Origin of the sequence: Microbacterium arabinogalactanolyticum (genome assembly GCF_030268005.1) — a bacterium.
Lineage (GTDB): Bacteria > Actinomycetota > Actinomycetes > Actinomycetales > Microbacteriaceae > Microbacterium > Microbacterium arabinogalactanolyticum.
On sequence record NZ_BRZC01000003.1, the window covers coordinates 282,062 to 303,280 of the forward strand.

The 21,219-nt window shown below is 69.5% G+C and carries 20 protein-coding genes and 1 pseudogene; 14 read left to right on the forward strand and 7 right to left on the reverse strand.

Annotated features, from left to right (window positions below; genetic code table 11):
- Positions 1-45: 45 nt before the first annotated feature.
- On the reverse strand, positions 46-1,641 hold the full coding sequence (locus MIAR_RS03720; protein WP_425561624.1) for a malate synthase G: 1,596 nt from the start codon (positions 1,639-1,641) through the stop codon (positions 46-48).
- A 419-nt stretch (positions 1,642-2,060) separates the two neighbouring features.
- Positions 2,061-2,432, reverse strand: a pseudogene (locus MIAR_RS17515) (hypothetical protein); the annotation flags it as partial.
- Between MIAR_RS17515 and MIAR_RS03730 the strand changes: the two are divergent.
- The 7 genes from MIAR_RS03730 to MIAR_RS03760 all read left to right on the forward strand — a co-directional run bounded on the left by MIAR_RS03730 (position 2,327) and on the right by MIAR_RS03760 (position 9,340).
- Positions 2,327-3,076, forward strand: coding sequence for an IclR family transcriptional regulator (locus MIAR_RS03730; protein ID WP_285631498.1), 750 nt, complete (start codon positions 2,327-2,329; stop codon positions 3,074-3,076). The pseudogene MIAR_RS17515 and the gene MIAR_RS03730 sit on opposite strands and share 106 nt — an antisense overlap.
- A gap of 74 nt (positions 3,077-3,150) precedes the next feature.
- Positions 3,151-3,720: a PadR family transcriptional regulator gene (locus MIAR_RS03735; protein WP_285631501.1), complete on the forward strand. Its 570-nt coding sequence runs from the start codon at positions 3,151-3,153 to the stop codon at positions 3,718-3,720.
- A gap of 20 nt (positions 3,721-3,740) precedes the next feature.
- Positions 3,741-5,429 (forward strand): ABC1 kinase family protein, encoded by a 1,689-nt coding sequence (locus MIAR_RS03740; RefSeq protein WP_285631504.1) that lies wholly within the window; start codon positions 3,741-3,743, stop codon positions 5,427-5,429.
- Positions 5,430-5,507: 78 nt separating this feature from the next.
- A complete protein-coding gene (locus MIAR_RS03745) occupies positions 5,508-6,815 on the forward strand; it encodes an ABC transporter substrate-binding protein (RefSeq protein WP_285631506.1) in 1,308 nt (435 codons plus the stop codon).
- A gap of 71 nt (positions 6,816-6,886) precedes the next feature.
- Positions 6,887-7,759 (forward strand): carbohydrate ABC transporter permease, encoded by an 873-nt coding sequence (locus MIAR_RS03750; protein WP_285631509.1) that lies wholly within the window; start codon positions 6,887-6,889, stop codon positions 7,757-7,759.
- Positions 7,756-8,652 (forward strand): carbohydrate ABC transporter permease, encoded by an 897-nt coding sequence (locus MIAR_RS03755; protein WP_285631512.1) that lies wholly within the window; start codon positions 7,756-7,758, stop codon positions 8,650-8,652. Before MIAR_RS03750 ends, MIAR_RS03755 begins: the two co-directional genes overlap by 4 nt.
- A 4-nt stretch (positions 8,653-8,656) precedes the next feature.
- A complete protein-coding gene (locus MIAR_RS03760) occupies positions 8,657-9,340 on the forward strand; it encodes an alpha/beta fold hydrolase (protein ID WP_285631515.1) in 684 nt (227 codons plus the stop codon).
- Positions 9,341-9,362: 22 nt separating this feature from the next.
- On the opposite strand, the gene MIAR_RS03765 is transcribed toward MIAR_RS03760, so the two are convergent.
- The 3 genes from MIAR_RS03765 to hisD (MIAR_RS03775) are packed head-to-tail and all read right to left on the reverse strand — an operon-like array spanning position 9,363 to position 12,258.
- Positions 9,363-10,166, reverse strand: coding sequence for an HpcH/HpaI aldolase family protein (locus MIAR_RS03765; RefSeq protein ID WP_285631888.1), 804 nt, complete (start codon positions 10,164-10,166; stop codon positions 9,363-9,365).
- Entirely contained in the window at positions 10,166-10,924 is a 759-nt protein-coding gene (locus tag MIAR_RS03770; protein ID WP_285631518.1) for an SDR family NAD(P)-dependent oxidoreductase, read from the reverse strand. Before MIAR_RS03770 ends, MIAR_RS03765 begins: the two co-directional genes overlap by 1 nt.
- Positions 10,921-12,258 carry a histidinol dehydrogenase gene (gene hisD / locus MIAR_RS03775; RefSeq protein ID WP_285631521.1) on the reverse strand — a complete coding sequence of 446 codons (1,338 nt, stop codon included), beginning with the start codon at positions 12,256-12,258 and terminating at the stop codon, positions 10,921-10,923. Before hisD (MIAR_RS03775) ends, MIAR_RS03770 begins: the two co-directional genes overlap by 4 nt.
- Before the next feature lie 99 nt (positions 12,259-12,357).
- Between hisD (MIAR_RS03775) and MIAR_RS03780 the strand changes: the two genes are divergently transcribed.
- The 4 genes from MIAR_RS03780 to MIAR_RS03795 all read left to right on the forward strand — a co-directional run bounded on the left by MIAR_RS03780 (position 12,358) and on the right by MIAR_RS03795 (position 16,622).
- Positions 12,358-13,359: a LacI family DNA-binding transcriptional regulator gene (locus MIAR_RS03780; protein WP_285631524.1), complete on the forward strand. Its 1,002-nt coding sequence runs from the start codon at positions 12,358-12,360 to the stop codon at positions 13,357-13,359.
- Positions 13,360-13,510: 151 nt separating this feature from the next.
- Positions 13,511-14,491: a nuclear transport factor 2 family protein gene (locus MIAR_RS03785; RefSeq protein WP_285631527.1), complete on the forward strand. Its 981-nt coding sequence runs from the start codon at positions 13,511-13,513 to the stop codon at positions 14,489-14,491.
- A gap of 43 nt (positions 14,492-14,534) precedes the next feature.
- The gene (locus MIAR_RS03790) at positions 14,535-15,683 is read left to right on the forward strand and encodes a cupin domain-containing protein (protein ID WP_285631530.1); all 1,149 of its coding nucleotides are present in this window, start codon (positions 14,535-14,537) and stop codon (positions 15,681-15,683) included.
- Positions 15,684-15,827: 144 nt separating this feature from the next.
- On the forward strand, positions 15,828-16,622 hold the full coding sequence (locus MIAR_RS03795; RefSeq protein ID WP_285631533.1) for a nitrilase-related carbon-nitrogen hydrolase: 795 nt from the start codon (positions 15,828-15,830) through the stop codon (positions 16,620-16,622).
- Between the two features lie 20 nt (positions 16,623-16,642).
- On the opposite strand, the gene MIAR_RS03800 is transcribed toward MIAR_RS03795, so the two are convergent.
- Positions 16,643-17,569 carry a LysR family transcriptional regulator gene (locus MIAR_RS03800; protein WP_285631536.1) on the reverse strand — a complete coding sequence of 309 codons (927 nt, stop codon included), beginning with the start codon at positions 17,567-17,569 and terminating at the stop codon, positions 16,643-16,645.
- Positions 17,570-17,645: 76 nt separating this feature from the next.
- Here MIAR_RS03800 and hisD (MIAR_RS03805) point away from each other — a divergent pair, with 76 nt between their 5' ends.
- Together hisD (MIAR_RS03805) and MIAR_RS03810 are read left to right on the forward strand one after the other, a co-directional pair.
- Positions 17,646-18,965 carry a histidinol dehydrogenase gene (hisD, locus tag MIAR_RS03805; RefSeq protein WP_285631539.1) on the forward strand — a complete coding sequence of 440 codons (1,320 nt, stop codon included), beginning with the start codon at positions 17,646-17,648 and terminating at the stop codon, positions 18,963-18,965.
- 77 nt (positions 18,966-19,042) lie between these two features.
- Positions 19,043-19,585 carry a hypothetical protein gene (locus tag MIAR_RS03810; RefSeq protein WP_285631541.1) on the forward strand — a complete coding sequence of 181 codons (543 nt, stop codon included), beginning with the start codon at positions 19,043-19,045 and terminating at the stop codon, positions 19,583-19,585.
- A gap of 144 nt (positions 19,586-19,729) precedes the next feature.
- On the opposite strand, the gene MIAR_RS03815 is transcribed toward MIAR_RS03810, so the two are convergent.
- On the reverse strand, positions 19,730-20,749 hold the full coding sequence (locus MIAR_RS03815; protein WP_285631544.1) for an FUSC family protein: 1,020 nt from the start codon (positions 20,747-20,749) through the stop codon (positions 19,730-19,732).
- A gap of 59 nt (positions 20,750-20,808) precedes the next feature.
- Here MIAR_RS03815 and MIAR_RS03820 point away from each other — a divergent pair, with 59 nt between their 5' ends.
- Positions 20,809-21,219, forward strand: coding sequence for an ArsR/SmtB family transcription factor (locus MIAR_RS03820; protein WP_285631547.1), 411 nt, complete (start codon positions 20,809-20,811; stop codon positions 21,217-21,219).

The following is a 21,219-nucleotide window of genomic DNA, read 5'->3' on the forward strand; positions in this document are numbered from 1 at the left end:
ACATCCGTACTTTGAGTCGACATCTGTAACGGACGACGCGCCGGATCAGGCCTGCTGGGCCTTCTTCGCCCGCCGCAGAGCGTGCAGCAGCGGCTCGGTGTAGCCGCTGGGCTGCGTCGCACCCTCCAGGATCAGGCGCCGCGCCGCGGTGTACGCGATGCCCGGCTCGGCATCCGATCCGAACGCGAGCGGCTCGTACGCGGCATCCCCGGCGTTCTGCTCGTCCACCACGGATGCGAGGCGCTGCAGCGCAGCATCCACCTGGTCGACAGTGATCACGCCGTGCTGCAGCCAGTTCGCCAGCAGCTGGCTCGAGATGCGCAGAGTGGCGCGATCCTCCATGAGCGCGATGCCGTGGATGTCGGGCACCTTCGAGCATCCGACGCCCTGATCGATCCAGCGCACCACGTAGCCGAGGATCGACTGCACGTTGTTGTCGAGCTCGGTCGCGACGACCTCGGGCGTGAGGTCGCCGTCGGACGCCAGCGGCGGCTGCAGCAGCACGTCCAGCGACGCGGGGTCGTAGGCAGGCAGCGTCGGGCGCACGGCGAACGGGTCGACCTGGTGGTAGTGCAGGGCATGCAGGGTCGCGGCCGTCGGGGACGGCACCCAGGCGGTGGATGCCCCGGAGCGCACGTGCCCGATCTTCTGCTCGAGCATGTCGTGCATCAGGTCGGGCATGGCCCACATGCCCTTGCCGATCTGGGTGCGTCCGTCGAGCCCGGCGGCCAGGCCGATGCGCACGTTACGGTCCTCGTAGGTCTGCATGAACGGCTGGCTCTTGATGCCGCCCTTCGGCAGGAAGGGGCCGGCGTGCAGGGAGGTGTGGATCTCGTCGCCCGTGCGATCGAGGAACCCGGTGTTGATGAACACGACGCGATCGGATGCGGCAGCGATCGACGCCGCGAGGTTCGCCGAGGTGCGGCGCTCCTCGTCCATGATCCCGACCTTGAGCGTGCGCTCCGGCAGCCCGAACAGCTGCTCGACCCGTCCGAACAGCTCGACGGCGAACGCGGTCTCCTCCGGCCCGTGCATCTTCGGCTTGACGATGTACATGGAACCGGCGCGGCTGTTCGCGCCCCGGTTCGGTCCGGTCAGCTCGGGCAGGGCGCCGAGCGCGGTCATGATCGCATCCAGGATGCCCTCGTACACCTCCTCGCCGTCGCGGTCGAGCACGGCATCCGTGCGCATCAGGTGACCGACGTTGCGGATGAACAGCACCGAGCGTCCCGGGAGCGTGAGCTCGGCGCCGTCGCGACCCGTGTAGGTGCGGTCGGCGGCCAGGCGGCGGGTGAACGTGCGCCCGCCCTTGCTGACCTCCTCGCTGAGGGTGCCGTCCATCAGCCCGCGCCAGTTCGCGTAGCCGAGCGCCTTGTCCTCGGCGTCCACTGCGGCGACGGAGTCCTCCAGGTCGACGATCGTGGTGATCGCCGACTCCAGCACGATGTCCTGCACGCCGGCGGCATCCGTGCGCCCGATCACGCCCTCGGGGTCGATGACGATCTCGAGGTGCAGCCCGTGGTGCTGCAGCAGGATCGCGGTCGGCGCCTCGGCGTCGCCGGTGTGGCCGACGAACGCCTCGGGGTCGGCGAGGCGACGGATGCCCGTGGCCGACTCCACCACGAGGCCCTCGGCGTCCACGCGATAGGCGGTGGTGTCGGTGTGCGAGCCTCCGAGAGGGGGGCGGCCAGGTCGAGCAGCGTCCGGCCGTGGGCGATGACCTCTGAGCCGCGGGCCGGGTTGTAGTCCCGGCCGGGGGCGAGCTCTCCGGTCTGGTCGATGGCATCCGTGCCGTACAGCGCGTCGTACAGCGAACCCCAGCGGGCGTTCGCGGCGTTCAGCGCGAAACGGGCGTTCAGCAGCGGCACCACCAGCTGCGGGCCGGCCATCGTGGCGATCTCGGGGTCGACGTTCTCGGTGGTGATCGCGAACGGTGCGGGCTCGGGTGCCAGGTAGCCGATCTCCGTGAGGAATGCCCGGTACGCCTCCGGTTGGGGGCGACCGGGGTTCTCGCGGTGGTACTCGTCGATGCGGGCCTGCAGCGTCGCGCGCTTCTCGAGGAGGGCGGCGTTGCGCGGCCCGAGGTCGTGCACGATGCCCGAGACGCCGGTCCAGAACGCGTCGGCGTCGAGTCCGGCATCCGCCAGCGAGGTCTCGGCGAAGTCGACGATCTCGCGCGCGACCCGCAGGTCGGCGCGGTCGAGGTAGGTGGTCTCGGCGGTGAGGGTGGTGTCGGGCACGGTGCCGCTCCTTCGGTCTGGGGGCTCTTTGTCCACGGTAGAGATCTCGTTGAGTTTCGGAGCGCCGATTCCGTATGGTGAAAGCCATGCCTGCTGCCTCCTCCGGTTCCGTCCAGTCCGTCGCGCGCGCCTTCGCGCTGCTCGAAGCGCTCGCCGCGGTCGGCGGCGAGTCGGCGCTGGCATCCCTGGCATCCGCGACCGGGCTCGCTGTGCCGACGGCGCACCGCCTGCTCGGCACGCTGCACCAGCTGGGGTACGTGCGTCAGCTGGAGGATCGGCGCTACGCCCTGGGTGCCGGGTTGATCGGGCTGGGGCGGCAGGCGGTGCCGCAGGTGGCGGATGCCGCGATGCCGCTGCTGGCGGGGCTGGAGGAGGCGTTCCACGAGACCGCGAACCTCGCCGTGCTGGACGGCGACCTGGTGCTGTACGCGGGGCAGGTGCCGTCGCGCCAGCGGATGCGGATGTTCACCGAGGTGGGACGTCGGGTGCTGCCGCACTCGACGGGCGTCGGCAAGGCGATGCTCTCGACCATGCCCGAGCCGCAGGTGCGCGCGCTGATCGAGCGCACCGGGCTGCCGCGGTTCACGCCCCAGACGCTCGTGGATGCGGAGGCGTTCATCGCCGACCTGCGCCGCTCGCGCGCCCGCGGCTTCGCGGCCGACGACAGCGAGCAGGAGGTCGGCGTGCGCTGCATCGCCGTCGCGGTGCCCGGGCTGGGGCAGCCCGCCGCGATCTCGGTGTCCGGGCCGGCGGCGCGGATCACGGATGCCGTGGTGCCGAGCGTCGTCGAGGCGCTGCATGCCGCGGCGGCGGAGCTCGCGCAGACCGCGCGCTGAGAATGTCCCGAGGGCCCTTGCCGAACGACATCTAGCGACATATCGTTAACCATCGTTCAGTCTGAGGAGGCATCATGAACGGATCATTCCCCTCCGGTGGTTTCGGATTCGGCGCGAGCAACCGGTCTGGCAACCCGCTCGCCGGCGTCTGGGAGGCGATGGACCAGTTGCGCTCGCAGTTCGAGCAGCGCACCGGCGGCTCCCGCATGGCGCGCGGCGACGTGCGCGCGGCCGTCATCAGCCTGCTCGCCGAGCGGCCCATGCACGGCTACCAGATCATCACCGAGATCGCCGAGCGCTCCGGCGGCGCCTGGAAGCCCAGCGCCGGATCCGTCTACCCCACGCTGCAGCAGCTCGCCGACGAGGGCCTGATCAGCGCGGAGGAGCAGGGCGGACGCAAGACCTACTCGCTCACGGACGCCGGTGTCGCGGCATCCGAGGAGGCGGCCGACAAGCCTGCACCCTGGGAGTCGGTCGGCGGACGGCCCGGCGGACACATCGCAGCCCTGCCGAAGGCGGGCATGGAGCTCGCCAGTGCCACCGCTCAGCTCGCCCGCACCGGCACGCCCGATCAGGTGGCCGACGGCGTCGCCGTGCTCGAAGACGCCCGGCGTAGGCTGTACGCCATCCTCGCCGAGGGGTGACGCCGACAGAAGGGGCTCGCATGGCTGATGCTCTGCCGGGTCCCGACGGCACCATGCATCGCGCCCGCTACCGTCGCATCCTGGCGTTCGCCGCGCGCGTGTTCGTGCAGGTGTGGTGGTTCGAGCTCGTCCTTCCGCGCATCGGCCTGATCCGTCTCGCCGACCGCGGACGAAACGAGCGGATGCTGCGCCTGGCACGCCGCTTCCGCGATCTCGCCGTCGACCTCGGCGGCCTGATGATCAAGGTCGGGCAGTTCCTCTCCTCGCGCCTCGACGTGCTGCCACCGGAGATGACCGCCGAGCTCGCCGACCTGCAGGACGAAGTGCCTGCGGTCGCGTTCGCCGAGATCCGGGCATCCGCCGAATCCGAACTCGGGATGCCGCTGGAGCGCGCCTTCGCGTCCTTCGACGAGACGCCGCTGGCCGCGGCATCCCTCGGACAGGCGCATCGCGCCACCCTCGCCGCGACAGACGCGGCCGACACCGGACTCGACCGCGTCGTCGTCAAGGTGCAGCGGCCCGGGATCGACGAGATCGTCGCGGTCGACCTCTCGGCGCTGCGTCGCGTCGCGCGCTGGGCGCAGCGCGTGCGCATGGTGCGTGACCGCGTGGACGCCCCCGCGCTCGTCGAGGAGTTCGCGCAGACCTGCCGCGAGGAGATCGACTACCTGCACGAGGCCGCGAACGCCGAGCGCTTCGCGGAGAACTTCGCCGACGATCCGCGGGTCGCCTCGCCGGCGGTGGTCTGGGAGCGCACCACCCGCAAGGTGCTCACGCTCGAGGACGTCACGGCCATCAAGATCAACGACACCGACGCACTGCGCGCGGTAGGCATCGACCCGGCCGAGGTCGCGCAGGTGTTCGGCGACGTGATGCTCGACCAGGTGTTCACGCACTCCTTCGTGCACGCCGACCCGCACCCGGGCAACGTGTTCGTGACCCCGGTGGAGGGCGACGCGGGCGGGCGCCCCTGGCGCCTCACCTTCATCGACTTCGGGATGATGGCGGAAGTGCCCGAGAGCATCCGCGCCGGCCTGCGCACGCTGGTGATCGCGGTCGCCGGGCGCGACAGCCACGGGCTGGTCACGGCCGCGCAGCAGATCGGCGTGCTGCTCCCCTCCGCGCGCACGGCCGAGCTGGAGCGCGCCCTCACCGTGCTGTTCGCGCGCTTCGGCGGCATGGGCTTCAACGAGCTGCGCGATGTCGATCCGCGTGAGCTGACCGACTTCGGCGTGGAGTTCGGCGAGACCATGCGGTCGCTGCCGGTGCAGTTCCCGGAGCGGATGCTGCTGCTGATCCGCGCCGTCTCACTGACCTCCGGGCTGTGCAGCGCCCTCGACCCCGCCTTCAACATCTGGGAGCCGGTCGAGCCGTACGCCGCGCGCCTGCTGCGCGACGAGAGCGGAGGGCTGCTCAAGGACGTCGGCGCGCAGACCGTGTCCAACCTCGGGAGCCTGTGGCGACTCCCGGCCCGGGTGGACTCGGCCCTCGACAGGCTGGATGCCGGAAGCCTCACCTTCGACATCTCGAGCCTGGAGAACCGCCTCGACCGGATCATCCGGGTGGCCCACCGCGCAGTGTCGGCCGTGCTGTTCGGCGGGCTGCTGATCGGCGGCATCCTGCTGCTGGCGGCCGCGCCGCCGCTGGGGATCGTGCTCATGTGCGTCTCGGTCGTTCCGCTGCTCCATGCGGTGTTCGGGCGACGCTGACCGTATACGTATTCAGAATCTGACGCGTTCCGAAAAATAGGCTTTCCTAACCTCGGTGCATACGTATACCATCAGGGCATGGCAAAGATGACTAGCCGGGCTCTCCCGGCGCTCGCACTGGCGATCGGCGCTGTGCTCGCTCTCACCGCGTGCGGTGCGGGATCGCGCACCGACAACGAGAACGCGACGAAGGTGTCGTGCTCGTACAAGGCTCCCGCTGAGAAGACGACGGTCAACGTCCTCGCATACAACTCCTCGGCGATCGACCCCTTCACCGACACCATGATCAAGAGCTGCACGACGGACAAGGTGACGCTCAAGCACGACCCGATCGATTTCGGCGGTCAGGTGACCAAGACCACTGCGACCCTCGCGGGCGACACCGGCACCTACGACATCCTCGAGACCTACGGCTTCGTGATCCCCGGCTTCGCGGCTGACAAGAAGCTCGTCCCCCTCAACGACCTCTACGACAAGTACGCGGCCGACTACGGCCTCGACAAGATCAGCGAGTCGATGCGAGCGGGCATGTCGTACGACGGCCAGCTCTACGCGATCCCGATGCAGGCGCAGATGTACGTGATGGCCTACCGCACCGACATCTTCAAGGAGCTCGGGCTTGAGGCGCCGAAGACCTTCGATGACATGATCGCGGCGGCCGAGAAGATCAAGGCTGCGGGGAAGATGCAGTACCCCATCGCCCTCCCCTGGCTCGCGACCGCCGACGTCGCGACGAGCTACGGCGCCGCCATGAACTCGCTCGGAGCCGACTTCGCCACGGCCGACGGAAAGGTCACGCTGAACACCCCCGAGGCCAAGCAGGCGCTGGAGTCGCTGCTCGCGCTCAAGCCCTACATGGACCCGCAGGTGACCACCTTCGATCAGCCGAAGGTGCAGCAGCAGCTGTTCAACGGCACGGCGGCCATGGCGATCATGTTCTCGGGTCGCATGATCGACCTGACCAAGCCCGAGAACACCAAGCTCTCGGCGGACTTCGGCTTCGCAGGCGCCCCCAAGCTCACCGCGGACGCCGAGTACTCGTACAACCGTCTCTCCATCGACGGATGGTCGATCCCCTTCAACACGAAGCTCGATCACGACATGCTGTTCCAGATGATGGCATCCGCCGTCAGCGAGGACGCGTCCAAGGCCGCCGTCCCCGCCGCCTACCCGGCGCGAGAGGGCATGGTCACCGCGAAGAACTCGCCCTACGGCGAGGCCGCGAACGACTCGATGGCCAGCGCGATGCCGCCGATCGTCTCGCCGGTGCTCGCCGACGTGACCAATGCGATCCGGCCCACCCTGGTCGACGTCCTCAACGGCAAGATCTCGGTGGACGAGGGCCTCGCCAAGATGCAGGCCGCGGGCGAGCAGGCCGCCGGCTGACCAGCCGAGACATGATGATCGCTGCGGCCCGGGCCCGCGCTCGGGCCGCAGCATCGTGAGGAGGGCGTTACATGAAGGCACGTGAGTTCTGGCTCCTGTTCTTCCCGAGCCTGGTCGTGATGGGCGGACTGCTCGTGCTGCCTCTGCTGCGCACGATCCAGTGGAGCCTGGAGGAGGTGCACTACGGCACCCCGGGGACGTTCGTCGGCCTGCAGAACTTCGTCGCGGCGCTGACGGATGCCCGATTCGGGCGCGCGGCGCTGTTCACCGTCGTCGTCACGGTGATCACCACGATCATCCTGCTCGTGCTCGGGTACATCGTGGCCACCGGCATCAACCGGCTCTCCACCTCCCGCCCGCTCGTCCTGGGCATCATGCTCGTCTCGTACGTGCTCCCCAACCTCGTCGGCGCAGTCGCGTTCTCCTGGCTGTTCGATGACAACTTCGGCGGGGTGATGAACCGGCTGATCGGGTTCTTCTCCGGCACGCAGGTGCTGTGGTTCACCGATCAGGTGCCCAATGCCGTGCTGGTGATCGCCAACACGGTGTGGCACATGCTGCCCTTCGCGATGCTGATCATCCTCGCCGGTCTGCAGGGGGTGCCCGCCGAACTCAGGGAGGCCGCCACCATCGACGGCGCGAATGCCTGGCAGACCCATCTGAGCGTGATCATCCCGACGATCCGCGGGGTGCTCGGCTTCGTGACGCTGATCACGATCATGGACGTCCTGCGCATGTTCGACAACCTGATCCCCCTGTCGCCGCAGGCCGCGTCGATCGGCAACGAGTCGATCATGATGTACGTCTACTCCGTGGCCTTCGCCGACGGAGCGCAGAAGCTCGGCCTCGGCAGCGCGATCAACGTGCTCACGATCATCCTGATCCTGGTGATGCTCGTCCCCTTCATCAGAGGCATCTTCAAGGAAGCGAAGGCGGAACGATGACGCTGCCCGATCTCGACCTCTCCACCCGCGCGGTGACCACCGGCCGTCCGGCCGTGCGCGGCCGTGCCGGCACGCGCCCGCGGCGCCCGGTCATCACGGGCATCCTCCTCGCGATCCTCTGCGTCGTGGTGCTCAGCCCGTTCATCTGGATGACCCTGTCGGTGACCAAGCCGACCGACGTGGCGTTCGCGAACCCGCCGGTGCTGTGGGGCTATGAGCCCACGCTGAAGGCGTTCGTGGACCTGTGGGAGACGACGTACTTCGCCGACTACCTGGTCAACACGATCGTCGTGGCAGTGGTGTCCACGGTGATCGCGCTGGCGATCGGGATCCCGGCCGCGTACGCGCTGTCGCGGTACCCGAGCTACGTGTCCGCTCTGCTGCTCGTCCTAGCCCTGATCTTCCGCGCTCTGCCGCGCTTCGCCGTGGTGCTTCCGATGTACGACATCAGCCGTGCCCTCGGCATCTACGACACCACCTTCGCGCTCGCGATCGCCCTGGTGGCGATCAACCAGCCCTTCACCATCTGGCTGCTGCGCAACTTCTTCGCCGACATCCCGCGGGAGCTGGACGAGGCGGCGATGATCGACGGATGCACCCGGATCGGGATGCTGCGGCGGGTGATGATCCCCCTGATGGGCCCCGGAATCCTGACCGCAGGCATCTTCGTGTTCCTGTTCGCGTTCCAGGAGTACCTCACCGCGCTCGTGCTCACCGACACGTCGTCCAAGACCGTGCCCGTGTTCATCGCCACGCAGCTGGGGCAGACCCTGCCCATGCTGCAACAGGCCGGGGCGGCGTCGATGCTGCTCACCATCCCGGTGTTCGTGATCGCGTTCATCGCGCAGAAGTACCTGGTCGCGGGGCTCAGCGACGGCGCCGTGAAGGGCTGACCCCGTGCACCCCCTGGTGCTGCTCCCGGGAATGAACTGCACCGCCGACCTGTGGGCGGGCGTGGATCTCGACGAGCCGATCACCCCCGTTCTGGACGTGCCCGACATCGACGCCCAGGTCGACCGCCTGCTCGATGACCTGCCACCGAGGTTCGTGCTGGTCGGGCTCTCGCTGGGTGCGATCGTCGGCATGGCGCTCGCCCAGCGGGCGCCCGGGCGGGTGGCCGGCCTGTGCGTGATGTCGACCAACGCGAAGGCTCCCACCGACGCGCAGCGCAGCGCCTGGCAGGACTGGCTCGATCGACTGGACGCCGGAGAGAGCCCGCGCGCGCTGCAGCACAGCATCCTGCCGGCCCTGCTCTCCCCGGATGCCGCGGCCCGGCCGGAGCTGGTCGAGCGCACGCTCCGCATGGGGGACGACACCGGGGCGGGCGTCCTGCGCGCGCAGCTGCGGATGCAGGCGACGCGCTCGGATCTGCGTCCCGGGCTGCGCGGACTGCCGACGCCGGTGCTCGTCGTCAGCGGTCAGCAGGATGCGATCTGTCCGCCGCTCTTCCATGCCGAGATCGCGGGCGCGGCACCGCATGCCCGCGCGGTCTCCATCGACGGCGGCCATCTGCTGGCGCTCGAACGCCCCGCCGAGATCGGCTCGCTGGTGCGCAACTGGCGCCGGCAGAGCCGGATCTGACGGGGCATCCGGCGACGGGCTCTCAGTCCTTCGGCGACCGATCCGGCTGCGTCGGAGTCGGGCCGGTGGGCGTGCGCCGCGGCCAGGGCCGACCCTCGACCAGGTGCTCGAGGTGGTTCATGAGCGAATGTGCCAGGTTGTAGACGACCAGGTGGGCGCCGTCCGAGAACGCGGCCTGTGCGGCGGCGGCATCGCCGACGATGTCCATCCGCAGCCGGCCCTCCGCCCGCAGCGCCGCGTCCACCGCCGCGGCCGCTTCGGACAGCGAGGGATCGGCGGGGCCGGATGCTGCGGCCAGATCGGACGGGCCGATCATCAGGCCGTCCAGGCGGTGGGCGCCGGCGATCTCGCGCACAGCGGCGACCGCCGCGGGCGACTCGATCATGCCGAGCACGAGCGTGTTCTCCAGGAACCAGGCGCGATGCTCGGCCGCCGGCACGGTCCCGAAACGGCCGGCGCGGCTGTAGGTCGCGAACCCGCGCGTGCCGTCCGGCGGGTAGAGGGCGGAGGCGACCACGGCATCCGCCTGCTCACGGGAGTCGATGTGCGGCACCAGCACCCCCTGCGCGCCCTGATCGAGCACGCGCAGGATCTGCCCCGGGTCGTCCTCCCCGACGCGCACGATCACGGGAACGCCGTGCACCGAGGCGAGGGCGATGTGGTGGCGCAGCGCGATCACATCGGCGGGACCGTGCTCGCAGTCGACGAGCACGAAGTCCATGCCGGCGACCGCCGACATCTCCACGAGCTCCTCGGACGGCATCCGCAGCAGCACGCCGATCAGGCGATCGCCGCGCAGGGCGCGCTGTCGCAGGGAGATCGCCATCACGCCACCATCCCCGCTGACAGGTCGACGTCTGCGCCGCACATGCCGGGCATCCCCAGCATCGCGACGACGGCGGCGCCGACCTCGGTCTCCGTGACCATCCTGCCCAGGGCGGCCCGGGACACGAAAGCCTGCTCGGCATCCGCGATCGACGCCCCGGAGCGCTCCGCCTCGAGACGGAAGTTGCGCTCCATCCTCGGACCGGCGACCGGCCCGGGAGAGAGGGTGTTGACCCGCACGCCCGACGGCCCGACCTCGAACGCGAGCGTCGAGGTCAACCCGATCACGGCCATCTTCGAGGCGCAGTACGGGGTGCGGTGAGCGAGCGGGCGCTTGCCCGAGACGGATGCCACGTTGATCACGTCCCCCTCGCCGCGCTCGACCATGCCGGGCAGGAACGCCCGGCAGAGCAGGAACGTGCCGCGCACGTTCACGTCGAACACCTCGTCCCACTCGCCGGGGTCGATGTCGGTGAGCGCCGCGACGGGCCCGGGGATGCCGGCGTTGTTGACCAGGATCGAGATCTCGGTCCCGTCGAGGGCTTCCCGAAGGGCGTCGACGGATGCGGCATCCGCCACGTCGCAGGTGAGTGCGCGGGCGCGATCGCCGAGCCGGTCGACGACCTGTTCCAGCCTGGCCCCGTTCCGGCCGACCACGACCACCTCGGCGCCGACATCATGCAGCGCCGTGGCGATCGCGGCGCCGAGGCCGCTGCCGCCGCCGGTCACGAGGGCGGTGCGCCCGCGCAGCGAGGTCACGACGTCGCCTGAGCCGTGTCGGCCGTCGCGAGGGCCGCGTCGATCCAGTCGAAGTCCTTGCCCACGTGTCGCCACACGCGGGCGTCGCCGGAGCGGGCATGTCCCTCGAACAGCTCGACCCGTGCGGCGCGGCCGAGCACGTCGCCGAGCTGCGCGGACGACGCCGTGTCGACGATCTCCTGATACGTGACCGTGCGCAGGTACTTGCCCACCCAGAGGCCGCCGGTGTACCGGGCGGCGCCGAGGGTCGGCAGCACATGGTTGGTGCCGATCACCTTGTCGCCGTAGGAGACGCACGTGTTCTCGCCGAGGAACAGCGCGCCGTAGTCGTGCATCTTCGTCAGCGCCTCGCGCGGTTCGGCGGTGAAGATCTGCACGTGCTCCGAGGCGAACGAATCGGCGATGCGGTAGGCCTCGTCGAGGTCGTCGGCCACGATAACCTGACCCCAGTCGCGCCACGCCGCTTCGGCGTAGTCCTTGGTCGGCATCTCCGGCAGGATGCGGTCGATCAGCTCCATCACGCGGTCGGCGAGCTCGCGCGAGGTGGTCACCAGCACGGCGGGGGACTCCGGTCCGTGCTCGGCCTGCGAGAGCAGATCGACAGCCGTGAAGAACGGGTCGGCGGTCTCGTCGGCGACGATCAGGATCTCGGTGGGCCCCGCGAACAGGTCGATGCCCACCTCGCCGAACAGCTGACGCTTCGCCTCCGCGACGTACGGGTTGCCCGGACCCGCGATCATGTTCACCGGCGCGATCGTCTCGGTACCGACGGCCATGGCCGCGACCGCCTGGATGCCGCCGAGGATGTAGATCTCGTCGGCGCCGGCCATCTTCATGGCGGCGACGGTGGCTGCGGGGATCTCGCCGCGGATCGGCGGCGTGCAGGCCACAACGCGGGGGACGCCGGCGACCTTGGCCGTGATGATCGTCATGTGCGCGGATGCCGTCAGCGGGTACTTGCCTCCGGGGATGTACGCGCCGGCGGCCTGGACGGGCACGTGCTTCTGCCCGAGCATCACGCCGGGGAGCGTTTCGACCTCGATGTCGATGAGGGTGTCGCGCTGAGCCTGCGCGAAGCGGCGGACCTGCGCCTGGACGAACTCGATGTCGGCGATGACCTGGGGGTCGAGGGTGCCGATGATGCGCTCGATCTCCTCGTCGTCGAGGCGGTACGAGTCGCGGCTCCAGCGGTCGAACTTCTCCGCGTAGCGGCGGACGGCGGTGTCGCCCTCCGCGCGGATGTCGGCGATGACAGCGCTGACGGCTTCGGCGACATCGTGCTGGGCGGTGTCCGCGAACGACTTCGTAGGGGCGGACTTCAGATGCAGGGCCATGGGCCTTCCTCTCAGTGCATACGTATGCTGAGATTATGACCCCGTATGCATTTGCGGTCAAGGGTCTAGAATCCGAGGAACCACAGGAGGGGGATCCGCATGGTGGTCACGAGCCGCGATGTCGCACGCCTGGCCGGCGTGTCTCAGCCCACGGTCTCGCGCGCTCTCAGAGACGACGCGAGAGTGTCGGAGGACACGAAGAAGAGGGTGCGCGAGGCTGCGCAGCTGCTGGGCTACGTGCCCAGCGAAGCGGGCAGAGCGCTCTCGTCGGGGCGCACGCGACGCATCGGACTGCTGGTCACGGATCTCGACAACCAGTTCTACTCGCACATCATCGCGCCGGTGCACCGTGAGCTCGAGCGGCTCGGATACCAGCTCATGCTGCACACCGAGACGGCGGACAACGAGACCGTCGCGGAACGACTGGCCGCCAACGGGCTGGACGGCGTCCTGCTCGCGACCGCGACGGTGGACTCGATCGCGCCGCTGAGGCTCCGCGACCGCGGCATGCCCTTCGTGTACTTCAACCGCATCGGGTCGCTGGTGGGTGCGGATGCCGCGGTGGTCGACCCGGCCGCCGGCTACCAGGACGCGGTCGACCGCATCGCCGAGCTGGGGCACACCCGGGTCGGCGCGGTGCTGGGCCCGGCCAACACCAGCACCGCCCAGATGCGCGAAGCCGCTCTCCGGGCCGCGCTGACCGCGCGGGGGCTGGTGCTCGCCGAGAGCTGCGTCCGGCGGGCGCCGTACGGGGCGATCGAGGGCGAGGCCGCCGCCGCGGAGCTGCTCGCGGGGGATGAGCCGCCCACCGTGCTGTTCTGCGGCAATGACGTGGTCGCCTACGGTGCGCTGAACGCGGCGCGCCGGGCGGGGCTGTCGGTGCCGGGCGATGTGTCGATCATCGGCTTCGACGACCTGCCCGAGGCGTCCTGGCCGATCGTCGACCTGACCACGATCGGGTACGACATCACCGGCATGGCGCGCGCGGCGGCGGATCTCATCGTCCGTCGCATCGAGCATCCGGACGCCGAGCGGAGCGAGATCACCTTCGCCTCCTCGTTCGTGCCGCGCAGCACCGTCGCCGCTCCTCGCCCGCGCTGACGCGCGGCGTCCGCGAGCCGAGGTTCGCGCGCTCTGACAAGCGCGTGTTCTCGGATCGGCTATTGCATCACTTTGTGCATACGCATACACTGCCAACATCGACGATCTCTCCGAGGTTCGCCGACAAGGACAGCAGCAAAGGAGCAACAGCGTGCCTCTCGACCCGGTCGCATACCAGCCGTACAAGGACCCCGACGACTTCATCCGCGAGGTGACCGACCTCATCTGGGTGGATCGGTCCATCAGCTACATCCGGGAGAACTACGAGCCGGACTCGATCGTGCACGGCGCCTACGGCACCTCCACGAGCCGCGCCGAGGTCATCGAGGGCACCCTGATGCGCATCTCGGACACCCCCGACCGCACCGGTCAGGCCGAGGACGTCATCTGGGAGGCGCGCGGTGATGACGCGTTCCTCAGCTCGCACCTGGTGCTCTCCGGACATCTGAACGAGATCGGCGTCAGCCGCACCATCGCGAACTGCCTGTACCGCCGCGGTCGCATGGTCGAGGAATGGGTCGTGCGCGACTCGCTCGCCGGCGCACTGCGGAGCGGCGCCGACCTGGACGAGCTCGCCCGGGCGCAGGCGTTCCGCGGATACCTGGGCTCGTGGACGGAAGCGGCTCCCGCCGACCCGATCGCCGTCGGGGATTCCGGCGCCCGCCCGGACGACTACCGCAGCGAGGTCGAACTGGTCATCGACATGATCAACACGGTGTGGAACGACCGCGACCTGCAGAAGGTCGAACGCTACTTCCAGCGCGATCTGGTGCTCCTCACCGTCGGCGACCGCACGATCATCCGCCCTGAGGGGTACCGCCGTGCCCTTCTGCGCTTCCTGGAGTCGTTCCCGGCCGGACAGTTCGAGATCCGCGACATCCAGACCAACTACGACGTGCGCTACGCCGGCCTGCGCGTGGCGGTCACCTGGAAGTTCACCGGCGACTACAACGGCCGTGCGAACTACGGCCCGCTCACCGGCAAGCCCGTCGACGTGCTCGGAATCTCGCAGTTCACCTTCCACCAGGGAGCCCTGGTCAAGGAGGTGCGGCTGTGGGATGACATCGCCCTGCGCGCGCAGATCGCCGGCATGCGCGGCGACGAGCCGGTCGGCCCTTCGAACATCTACTGAGACAACGAACAGCCCGCATCCCGGGCGACAAGGAGAGAGTGAAATGAACGACGTCATCGTCGACGCGGCCGAGATCGGTCGACGGACGATCCGCAAGTCCGACTGGGTCGCCTGCAACGCGGCCTTCATCGACTGCCGCACCCCCGGCTCCGACAAGAAGGAGAACTACTCCTTCATCGGTGTGGGCGTCTCGCAGAACTCGAGCCAGTACATCAACCTGACCGAGAAGCACGGCTTCAACACCGGCGCCGCCGGCATGCCGAACGGCATCTCGAACAACCTGCACCTGCACTTCACCGCCGAGGTGTTCGTCAACCTCGGCGGCGAGTTCCGGCTGCGGTGGGGCGTCGACGGCAAGCAGGGCGAGTACATCAGCCATGACGGCGACATCATCTCCATCCCGACCTGGATCTTCCGCGGTTTCACGAACGAGGGCCCGGACGACGGCGTGCTCTACACCGTGCTGGGGCGCGACGACACCGGCGGCATCATCTGGGGGCCGTCGGTGCTGCGGGAGGCCGAGTCCTACGGCCTGCACCTCACCGCCGACAACCAGCTGATCGACACCGTGGCCGGTGACGTGCTGCCGGAGGACGTGCCGCTGATCACGCCGATGAAGCAGCACTACATCGACGAGCTCACCTCGTACTCCGTCGAGGAGATGCGCTCCCGCGTCGTGCAGCCGGGCGACCGGCGCTACGACTCGCATGCGCTGCTGTGCACCGCGGTGGACGGCGGCAGGGTCGACCTCGCGCTGGTGATCGGCTACGGCATGACGCAGAACCGCCGGCAGGTGCCGTCGATCCACGAGCCCCATTCGTTCAACCTCGCGTGGGTGCGCGCCGAGGCCGGCCAGGGCGTGCTGCGCTACCGCCAGCAGCAGACCCAGGCCCTGCTGATCAAGTCGGGTCAATGGGAGGTCGTGCTCAACGGCGACCCGGCGACGGCTCTGCGCTTCGGTCCCGGCGACTCGTTCTCGGTGCCCGTCGGCGCCTGGCGATCCTTCACCTGCGTCGAGAACGGCGAGTCGGGCGCGGGCGAGGTGCTCGTGATCAACGGAGGAGACGACCGCGTGTACCCGGAGTGGGCACCCGAGGTCGTCGAGGCAGCCGCCGCGGCGGACGCCACCATCGACCCCAACGGCTACCTCGCGCCCCTCGGCGTGATGGTCACGGCCACCGAGGACGACTGACAGGACGACGGTGAGCGGGGCCGGGTGATCCCGGTCCCGCTCCCACCTGCTGTGCGTCGGTCCCGCGCCGCACCGGGTGGGATCGAGCCCTCGCCCCCGCAGCCTGCGGGACGGGAAGCGCCCCGATCACGAGAGGATGCTGACATGACGACGCTGACGGTGGCGGCGATCTCGCCCGAGGTGCGCATCGGCGACGTCGACGGGAACCTGGCCCGGCTCGCCGACGTGATCCGGGATGCCGTCCGGCGCGGTGCCGGTCTGATCGTGCTGCCCGAACTCGCGACGAGCGGATGCATGTTCACCGATCGCGACGAGGTGCTGGCCGCTGCGCTGCGCCGGGACGATCCGCGCTGGAGGCTGCTGCAGGATGCCCTGTCCGAGAGCGCCGTCGCCGTCGTCGGCTACGCCGAGGACGACGACGGCGGCCCGTACAACACCTCGGCAGCGCTGACGCGCGATCGGCGTCTGCATGACTACCGCAAGGCGCACCTCTGGGGAGCTGAGGTGAATCTGTTCACCCCGGGTCATGAGGCGGGTGCCGTGGTGGATGCGCCGTTCGGGCGCCTCGGCCTGGCGGTCTGCTACGACGACGAGTTCCCGGAGGTGCCGCGCCGGATCGCCCTTGCCGGGGCCGACGTGCTCGCACTGCCCGTGGCCTGGCCGGCCGTGCCGCGTCCGGCGGGGGAGCATCCGCCGGAGACGATCCAGGCGATGGGGTCGGCGCGCTCGTCGCGGATGCCGATCGTCATCGCCGACCACCACGGTTCCGAGCGCGGCGTCGAATGGACCGGCGGCACGGCCGTGGTCGACGGGCTGGGCTGGCTGGCCGCCGAAGACGAGCGCTTCGCGATGGCCGAGCTCGACCTCGAGTCCCTCCGCGACAAGTCCCTGCCTCCGTACAACCACCTCTTCCGGGACCGGCGCCCGGAGCTGTACTAGCCGTCCGGCATCCGCGGCACTCAGACCAGCGGAGTCCGCCCGCCGTGCTCGGACACGCTCTCCAGCAGCATCCGCTCCGCCAGCTCCGCGAGCCGCTGCGTCGCCGGCGACAGCACCACGCCTTCGCGCTGCACGAGCGCGATCGTGTCGTACATCGGTTCGGCGAAGGGGAAGGTGCGGATGCCCTCGGGGAAGGCGTCCGACTCGGCGATCGTGCGCGACACGATCGTGTCGGCCGCCCCGGATGCGACCAGGCTCAGCGCCGTCTCGACGTGCTCCACCTCGATCGCCGGTTCGAGCTGCAGGCCGCGCAGCCGTGCGCGCTCCAGCAGCTGGCGCCGGGTGGGGTCATCCCAGCCGGCGAAGGCGTCGTAGAGCACCAGTTTCGCGTCGGCCGTCTCGTCGATCGTCACGGCGCCGGCGGACGCCGGACGCTGCGCCGACGCGTAGAGCACTTCGTCACGGAACAGTGGGCGGATGCTGAGCCCGTTCTCCTCCACGGGGAGCACGACCAGGCCCGCCTCGACCTCGCCGCGGGCGATCGAGCGCGCCACGAGGGCTGAGTTGATGCCGGTGAGCCGGACGCGCACGTTCGGATGGCGGTAGTGGAAGGTCTCGGCGAGATCGGCCAGCGCGTAGTACGCAGCGTTGCGCAGAACCCCGAAGGTGCAGGTGCCGCCCTCCAGGGCGGTGAGCGAGCGCACCGTCTCGACCCCGTTGCGGATCGCGCCGATGGCCTGTTCGGCATGCGGGCGCAGCTCGACCGCCGCCGCCGTCGGCACGAGCCGGCGCCCTCCGCGGGTGAAAAGCGGCACGCCCAGCTCGCGTTCGAGGCGTGCGATGAGCTCCGACACCGAGGCCTGCGTCATGCCCAGTTCGGAGGCGGCAGCGGTGAAGGAACCCAGTTCCAGAGCGAGCAGGAAGGCTCTCAGCTGAGCGATGGTCATGGCCAATGGTAAACCCTATGCGTGACTCAGGTTCTGCTCCCTTTTACCATCGCTAGCGGCCACCTAACCTGCTGACATGCGTTACAGCTCACCCGTGCTTCAGAGCCTCGCCGGCTCCTTCCAGCACCTCAAGACCCCCCTCATCGACGCCCCTGCCGCGCAGCGCGACCCCGCGGTCATCGAGACCGTGTCGGCCATGCTCAGTGACATCCAGAAGCGCGGCATGGATGCCGTGCTCGACTACGCGCGCAAGCTCGACCGTTACGACGGCGGCGACATCGAGCTGTCCGCGCAGCAGATCGCCACCAGCGGCGACCGGTTGCCCGCCGACCTCCGTGCGGCGATCGAGCTCGGCGCGGAGCGCACTCAGGCGTTCGCACGCAAGCAGCGCGAGCATCTCGCGGACTTCGAGACCGAGCTGGTGCCCGGGCTCGTGACCGGCGCCAGGTACATCCCGGTCTCCCGCGTCGGCGCCTACCTTCCCGCCGGCCGGTTCCCGCTCACCGCGAGCGCCTTCATGACCGTGGGTGTCGCCAAGGCCGCAGGGGTTCCGACCGTCATCGCGTGCACCCCGCCGCAGCCGGATGGCGGAGCTAACGACGCCGTCGTCTACGCCGCGCACCTCTCCGGTGTCGATCGCGTCTTCGTGCTGGGCGGTGTGCAGGCGCTCGCCGCGATGGCGTACGGCCTGCTCGGCGATCTGCCCGTCGACATGCTCGTCGGTGCAGGCAATGCCTTCGTCGCCGAGGCCAAGCGCCAGCTGTTCGGCGCGGTCGCGATCGACCTGCTCGCCGGTCCTTCCGAGGTCGCCGTGATCTCAGACGAGACCGCCGATCCTGAGATCGTCGCGGCCGATCTGCTCGGCCAGGCCGAGCACGGGCCGAACTCGCCCGCCGCGCTCGTGACCACCTCCGAGGAGCACGGCCGCGCGGTCATCGCCGCCGTGGATGCGCAACTGGAGACCCTCGCGACCGCCGAGATCGCCGGTGCCGCCTGGCGCGACTACGGATCGGTGACCGTGGCGAAGGACAGGGAGACCGCCGCCGCCCTCATGGACGACCTCGCTCCCGAGCATCTCGAGCTGATCACCGCGGACGACGAGTGGTACCACGACCGGCTGCGCAACTACGGCTCGTTGTTCATCGGCCCGTGGAGCACGGTCGCGTACTCGGACAAGGGCATGGCCGGGACCAACCATGTGCTCCCCACTGCAGGTGGCGCCAAGCACTCGGCCGGCCTGTCGGTCTCGCGCTTCCTGAAGCCGCTCACGTACCAGCGCATCGCCAAGCCCGCGACCCCGGAGCTCGCGAACGCGGTGCAGGTGATCTCGGACTCGGAGGGGATGGCCGCGCACAGTGCGACGGCGACCCGACGCCTGGCGGCCTACGCCGACTGACCTGTCGATCTCAGGCGGAGTCCGATGAGAGCATCGGACTCCGCCGTTCGGCGTCCCGGCGTTGATACCGTCGGACCATGAGCACCGTCGCACTCACCAAGGTCGCGCTGCTGATCGTGGTGGTGGGGCTCGTCCCCGCGGTGGTGTGGTGGATGCGACGGCATCCGAATCGTTCGAAGCAGCATCCGGGCCGGCAGCGGATGCCGAAGCTCGTCGCCGTCGTCGGCTGGATGCTGCTGGGCGTCGGCGTGCTGATGTCGCTGGTGGCGTTCACCTCGAGCGATGCCGACGATCCCACCGCGTTCCGGATCGCCTCGGTCGCGATCCTGTTCGGCGGGGTGCTGTTCCTGATGATGTACCGCAACTGGTACGTCGCGCCGGAGCGGGATGCGGTGCACTACCGCACGCTGATGGGTCGCGAGGATCGGATCGTCTACAGCGACATCGTCGACTACAGGATGACCGAGGCGAACGGGCAGCCGAACCTGCGGATCAGGGCTTCGAACGGAGCCAAGCTCGCCCTGAACCCGGCGATGTACGACATGTCTCCGCTGCTCGCGGCGATCCGGTTCAAGGAGGCCAGGGGGCGCTGGCCTCTTCCGGGCGAGCTGGCGGGTTGAAGCTGCGGGTCGCTTCTGAAGGACGTTCGCGCTTCTGGCTGCCGGCGACCGTTCCTCCGCTGGAGACTAAGCTGATGTGCGTCTCTGCTGTGCCGCTGCTCCAGGGGTGTTCGGGCGACGCTGACCGCGGGGGAGGCGAGTCGGCTACTTGCGGCGGAGCGCTGCGGAGACGACCGCGATCAGGGTTCCCGCCGCGACGCCGATGACCGTCTCGAGCATCCGATCCCTGAGCAGCGCGTCGACCGAGGTCGGCGCGGCGAGCTCCACCATGAGCAGAGCGAGCGGCGTGACGAAGACCATCGCGATGCCGTAGTTGCGGCCCACCAACATCTCCGCGCAGGCCTGGAACACCACCGCGAGCGCGACCACGGCCAGCGGCGGCAGGTGCAGGGCGAGGATGCCGGCGGCGACCAGAACTCCGACCAGGGTGCCGACGAGGCGCTGGATCCCCCGGATGATCCGCGCGTTCACGTGTGCACCGCTGACGGCGGCGGCCGCGCCGACCATCGCCCAGTACCAGTGCGTTCCCACGAGCAGCAGTCCGATCGCGCCGGCGAGCAGAGTGGCGGCACCGACCGTGACGGCCATCTCCCAGGCGACGCCGCCGATGCGCTGCGGAGTCTGAGCGGGGGCGATCTCGGGAAGGGCACGGTCCCTGGCGGTCGCGAACAGCGTTGTCACCAGCAGCGCGAAGAGCACACTCCCCACGCCCACGACGAGCACGTTCGCGAATGCGGCATCGGATGCGGGGATGCTGGCGGTCGCCCCGATCGCGAACACCGCGAAGAGCGCCCCAGGAGGATGCCAGCGCATCGCGTAGGCGAGCAGCGTGACCAGCGATGCGACCGCGGCGACCGCGATGACGGCGACAAGCGCCGGCACGCGGAAGAACGACAGCGCGCTGCCGGCGAGCATCGCAAGCAGCAGCACACCTCCGGCGCTCGCCTGCATGCGCAGGCGATCCGAGAAGACGTCGCCGCGTCCGTAGAGCGCCGCGAAAGAACCGAAACTGGCGTAGATACTGAGGTCGAGCCGCCCGATCGCCCAGAGGATCAGCAGGGGGACGCCGACGCTGACCGCGGCCCGGATCGCAACACGGTGGTCGCCGCGAGACGGGGCGACCCTGATGACGCCCGTCCACACCCGCCCGCGAGAATCAGCCACATCTCAAGCGTAGAGAAAACTCTTGACACCACCATCCACCTCGCATAACGTACAACCAAATGGTTGTACAAAGTGAACTCAGCGAAGCGGAGATCGACCGTGTGTTCCATGCACTGGCGACGGCGACCCGGCGCGACATCCTGCGCCGGACGATCGAGCGCGAGCAGTCGGTTTCCGACCTGGCCCGCGACTACGAGATGTCCTTCGCCGCAGTCCAGAAGCACGTGGCCGTGCTCGAAGAGGCACGGCTCATCGTCAAGCGCGCCGAGGGACGCGAGCGGCTCGTCCGCGCCAATCCCGAGATGATCGCCCGCGCGCGGGCGCTCCTCGCCCGATACGAAGAGCTCTGGCGGGCACGCATCGCCCGGCTCGACGATCTGCTGGCCGGTCCTCCTCCGAGCGAGGCGGTGCCACCGGCATCCGATCCCACCGACAAGAACCACGACACCGACAAGAACCAAGGAGCATGA

Coding starts and splice junctions, on each gene's coding strand:
- MIAR_RS03765 (WP_285631888.1), bottom strand. CDS start 10,166: ATGGCGATCTCCCTGCGACAGCGCGCCCTGCGCGGCGATCGCCTGATC.
- MIAR_RS03780 (WP_285631524.1), top strand. CDS start 12,358: ATGGTGGTCACGAGCCGCGATGTCGCACGCCTGGCCGGCGTGTCTCAG.
- MIAR_RS03745 (WP_285631506.1), top strand. CDS start 5,508: ATGGCAAAGATGACTAGCCGGGCTCTCCCGGCGCTCGCACTGGCGATC.
- MIAR_RS03740 (WP_285631504.1), top strand. CDS start 3,741: ATGGCTGATGCTCTGCCGGGTCCCGACGGCACCATGCATCGCGCCCGC.
- MIAR_RS03755 (WP_285631512.1), top strand. CDS start 7,756: ATGACGCTGCCCGATCTCGACCTCTCCACCCGCGCGGTGACCACCGGC.
- MIAR_RS03800 (WP_285631536.1), bottom strand. CDS start 17,569: ATGACCATCGCTCAGCTGAGAGCCTTCCTGCTCGCTCTGGAACTGGGT.
- MIAR_RS03730 (WP_285631498.1), top strand. CDS start 2,327: ATGCCTGCTGCCTCCTCCGGTTCCGTCCAGTCCGTCGCGCGCGCCTTC.
- hisD (WP_285631521.1), bottom strand. CDS start 12,258: ATGGCCCTGCATCTGAAGTCCGCCCCTACGAAGTCGTTCGCGGACACC.
- hisD (WP_285631539.1), top strand. CDS start 17,646: ATGCGTTACAGCTCACCCGTGCTTCAGAGCCTCGCCGGCTCCTTCCAG.
- MIAR_RS03790 (WP_285631530.1), top strand. CDS start 14,535: ATGAACGACGTCATCGTCGACGCGGCCGAGATCGGTCGACGGACGATC.
- MIAR_RS03820 (WP_285631547.1), top strand. CDS start 20,809: ATGGTTGTACAAAGTGAACTCAGCGAAGCGGAGATCGACCGTGTGTTC.
- MIAR_RS03750 (WP_285631509.1), top strand. CDS start 6,887: ATGAAGGCACGTGAGTTCTGGCTCCTGTTCTTCCCGAGCCTGGTCGTG.
- MIAR_RS03735 (WP_285631501.1), top strand. CDS start 3,151: ATGAACGGATCATTCCCCTCCGGTGGTTTCGGATTCGGCGCGAGCAAC.
- MIAR_RS03795 (WP_285631533.1), top strand. CDS start 15,828: ATGACGACGCTGACGGTGGCGGCGATCTCGCCCGAGGTGCGCATCGGC.
- MIAR_RS03810 (WP_285631541.1), top strand. CDS start 19,043: ATGAGCACCGTCGCACTCACCAAGGTCGCGCTGCTGATCGTGGTGGTG.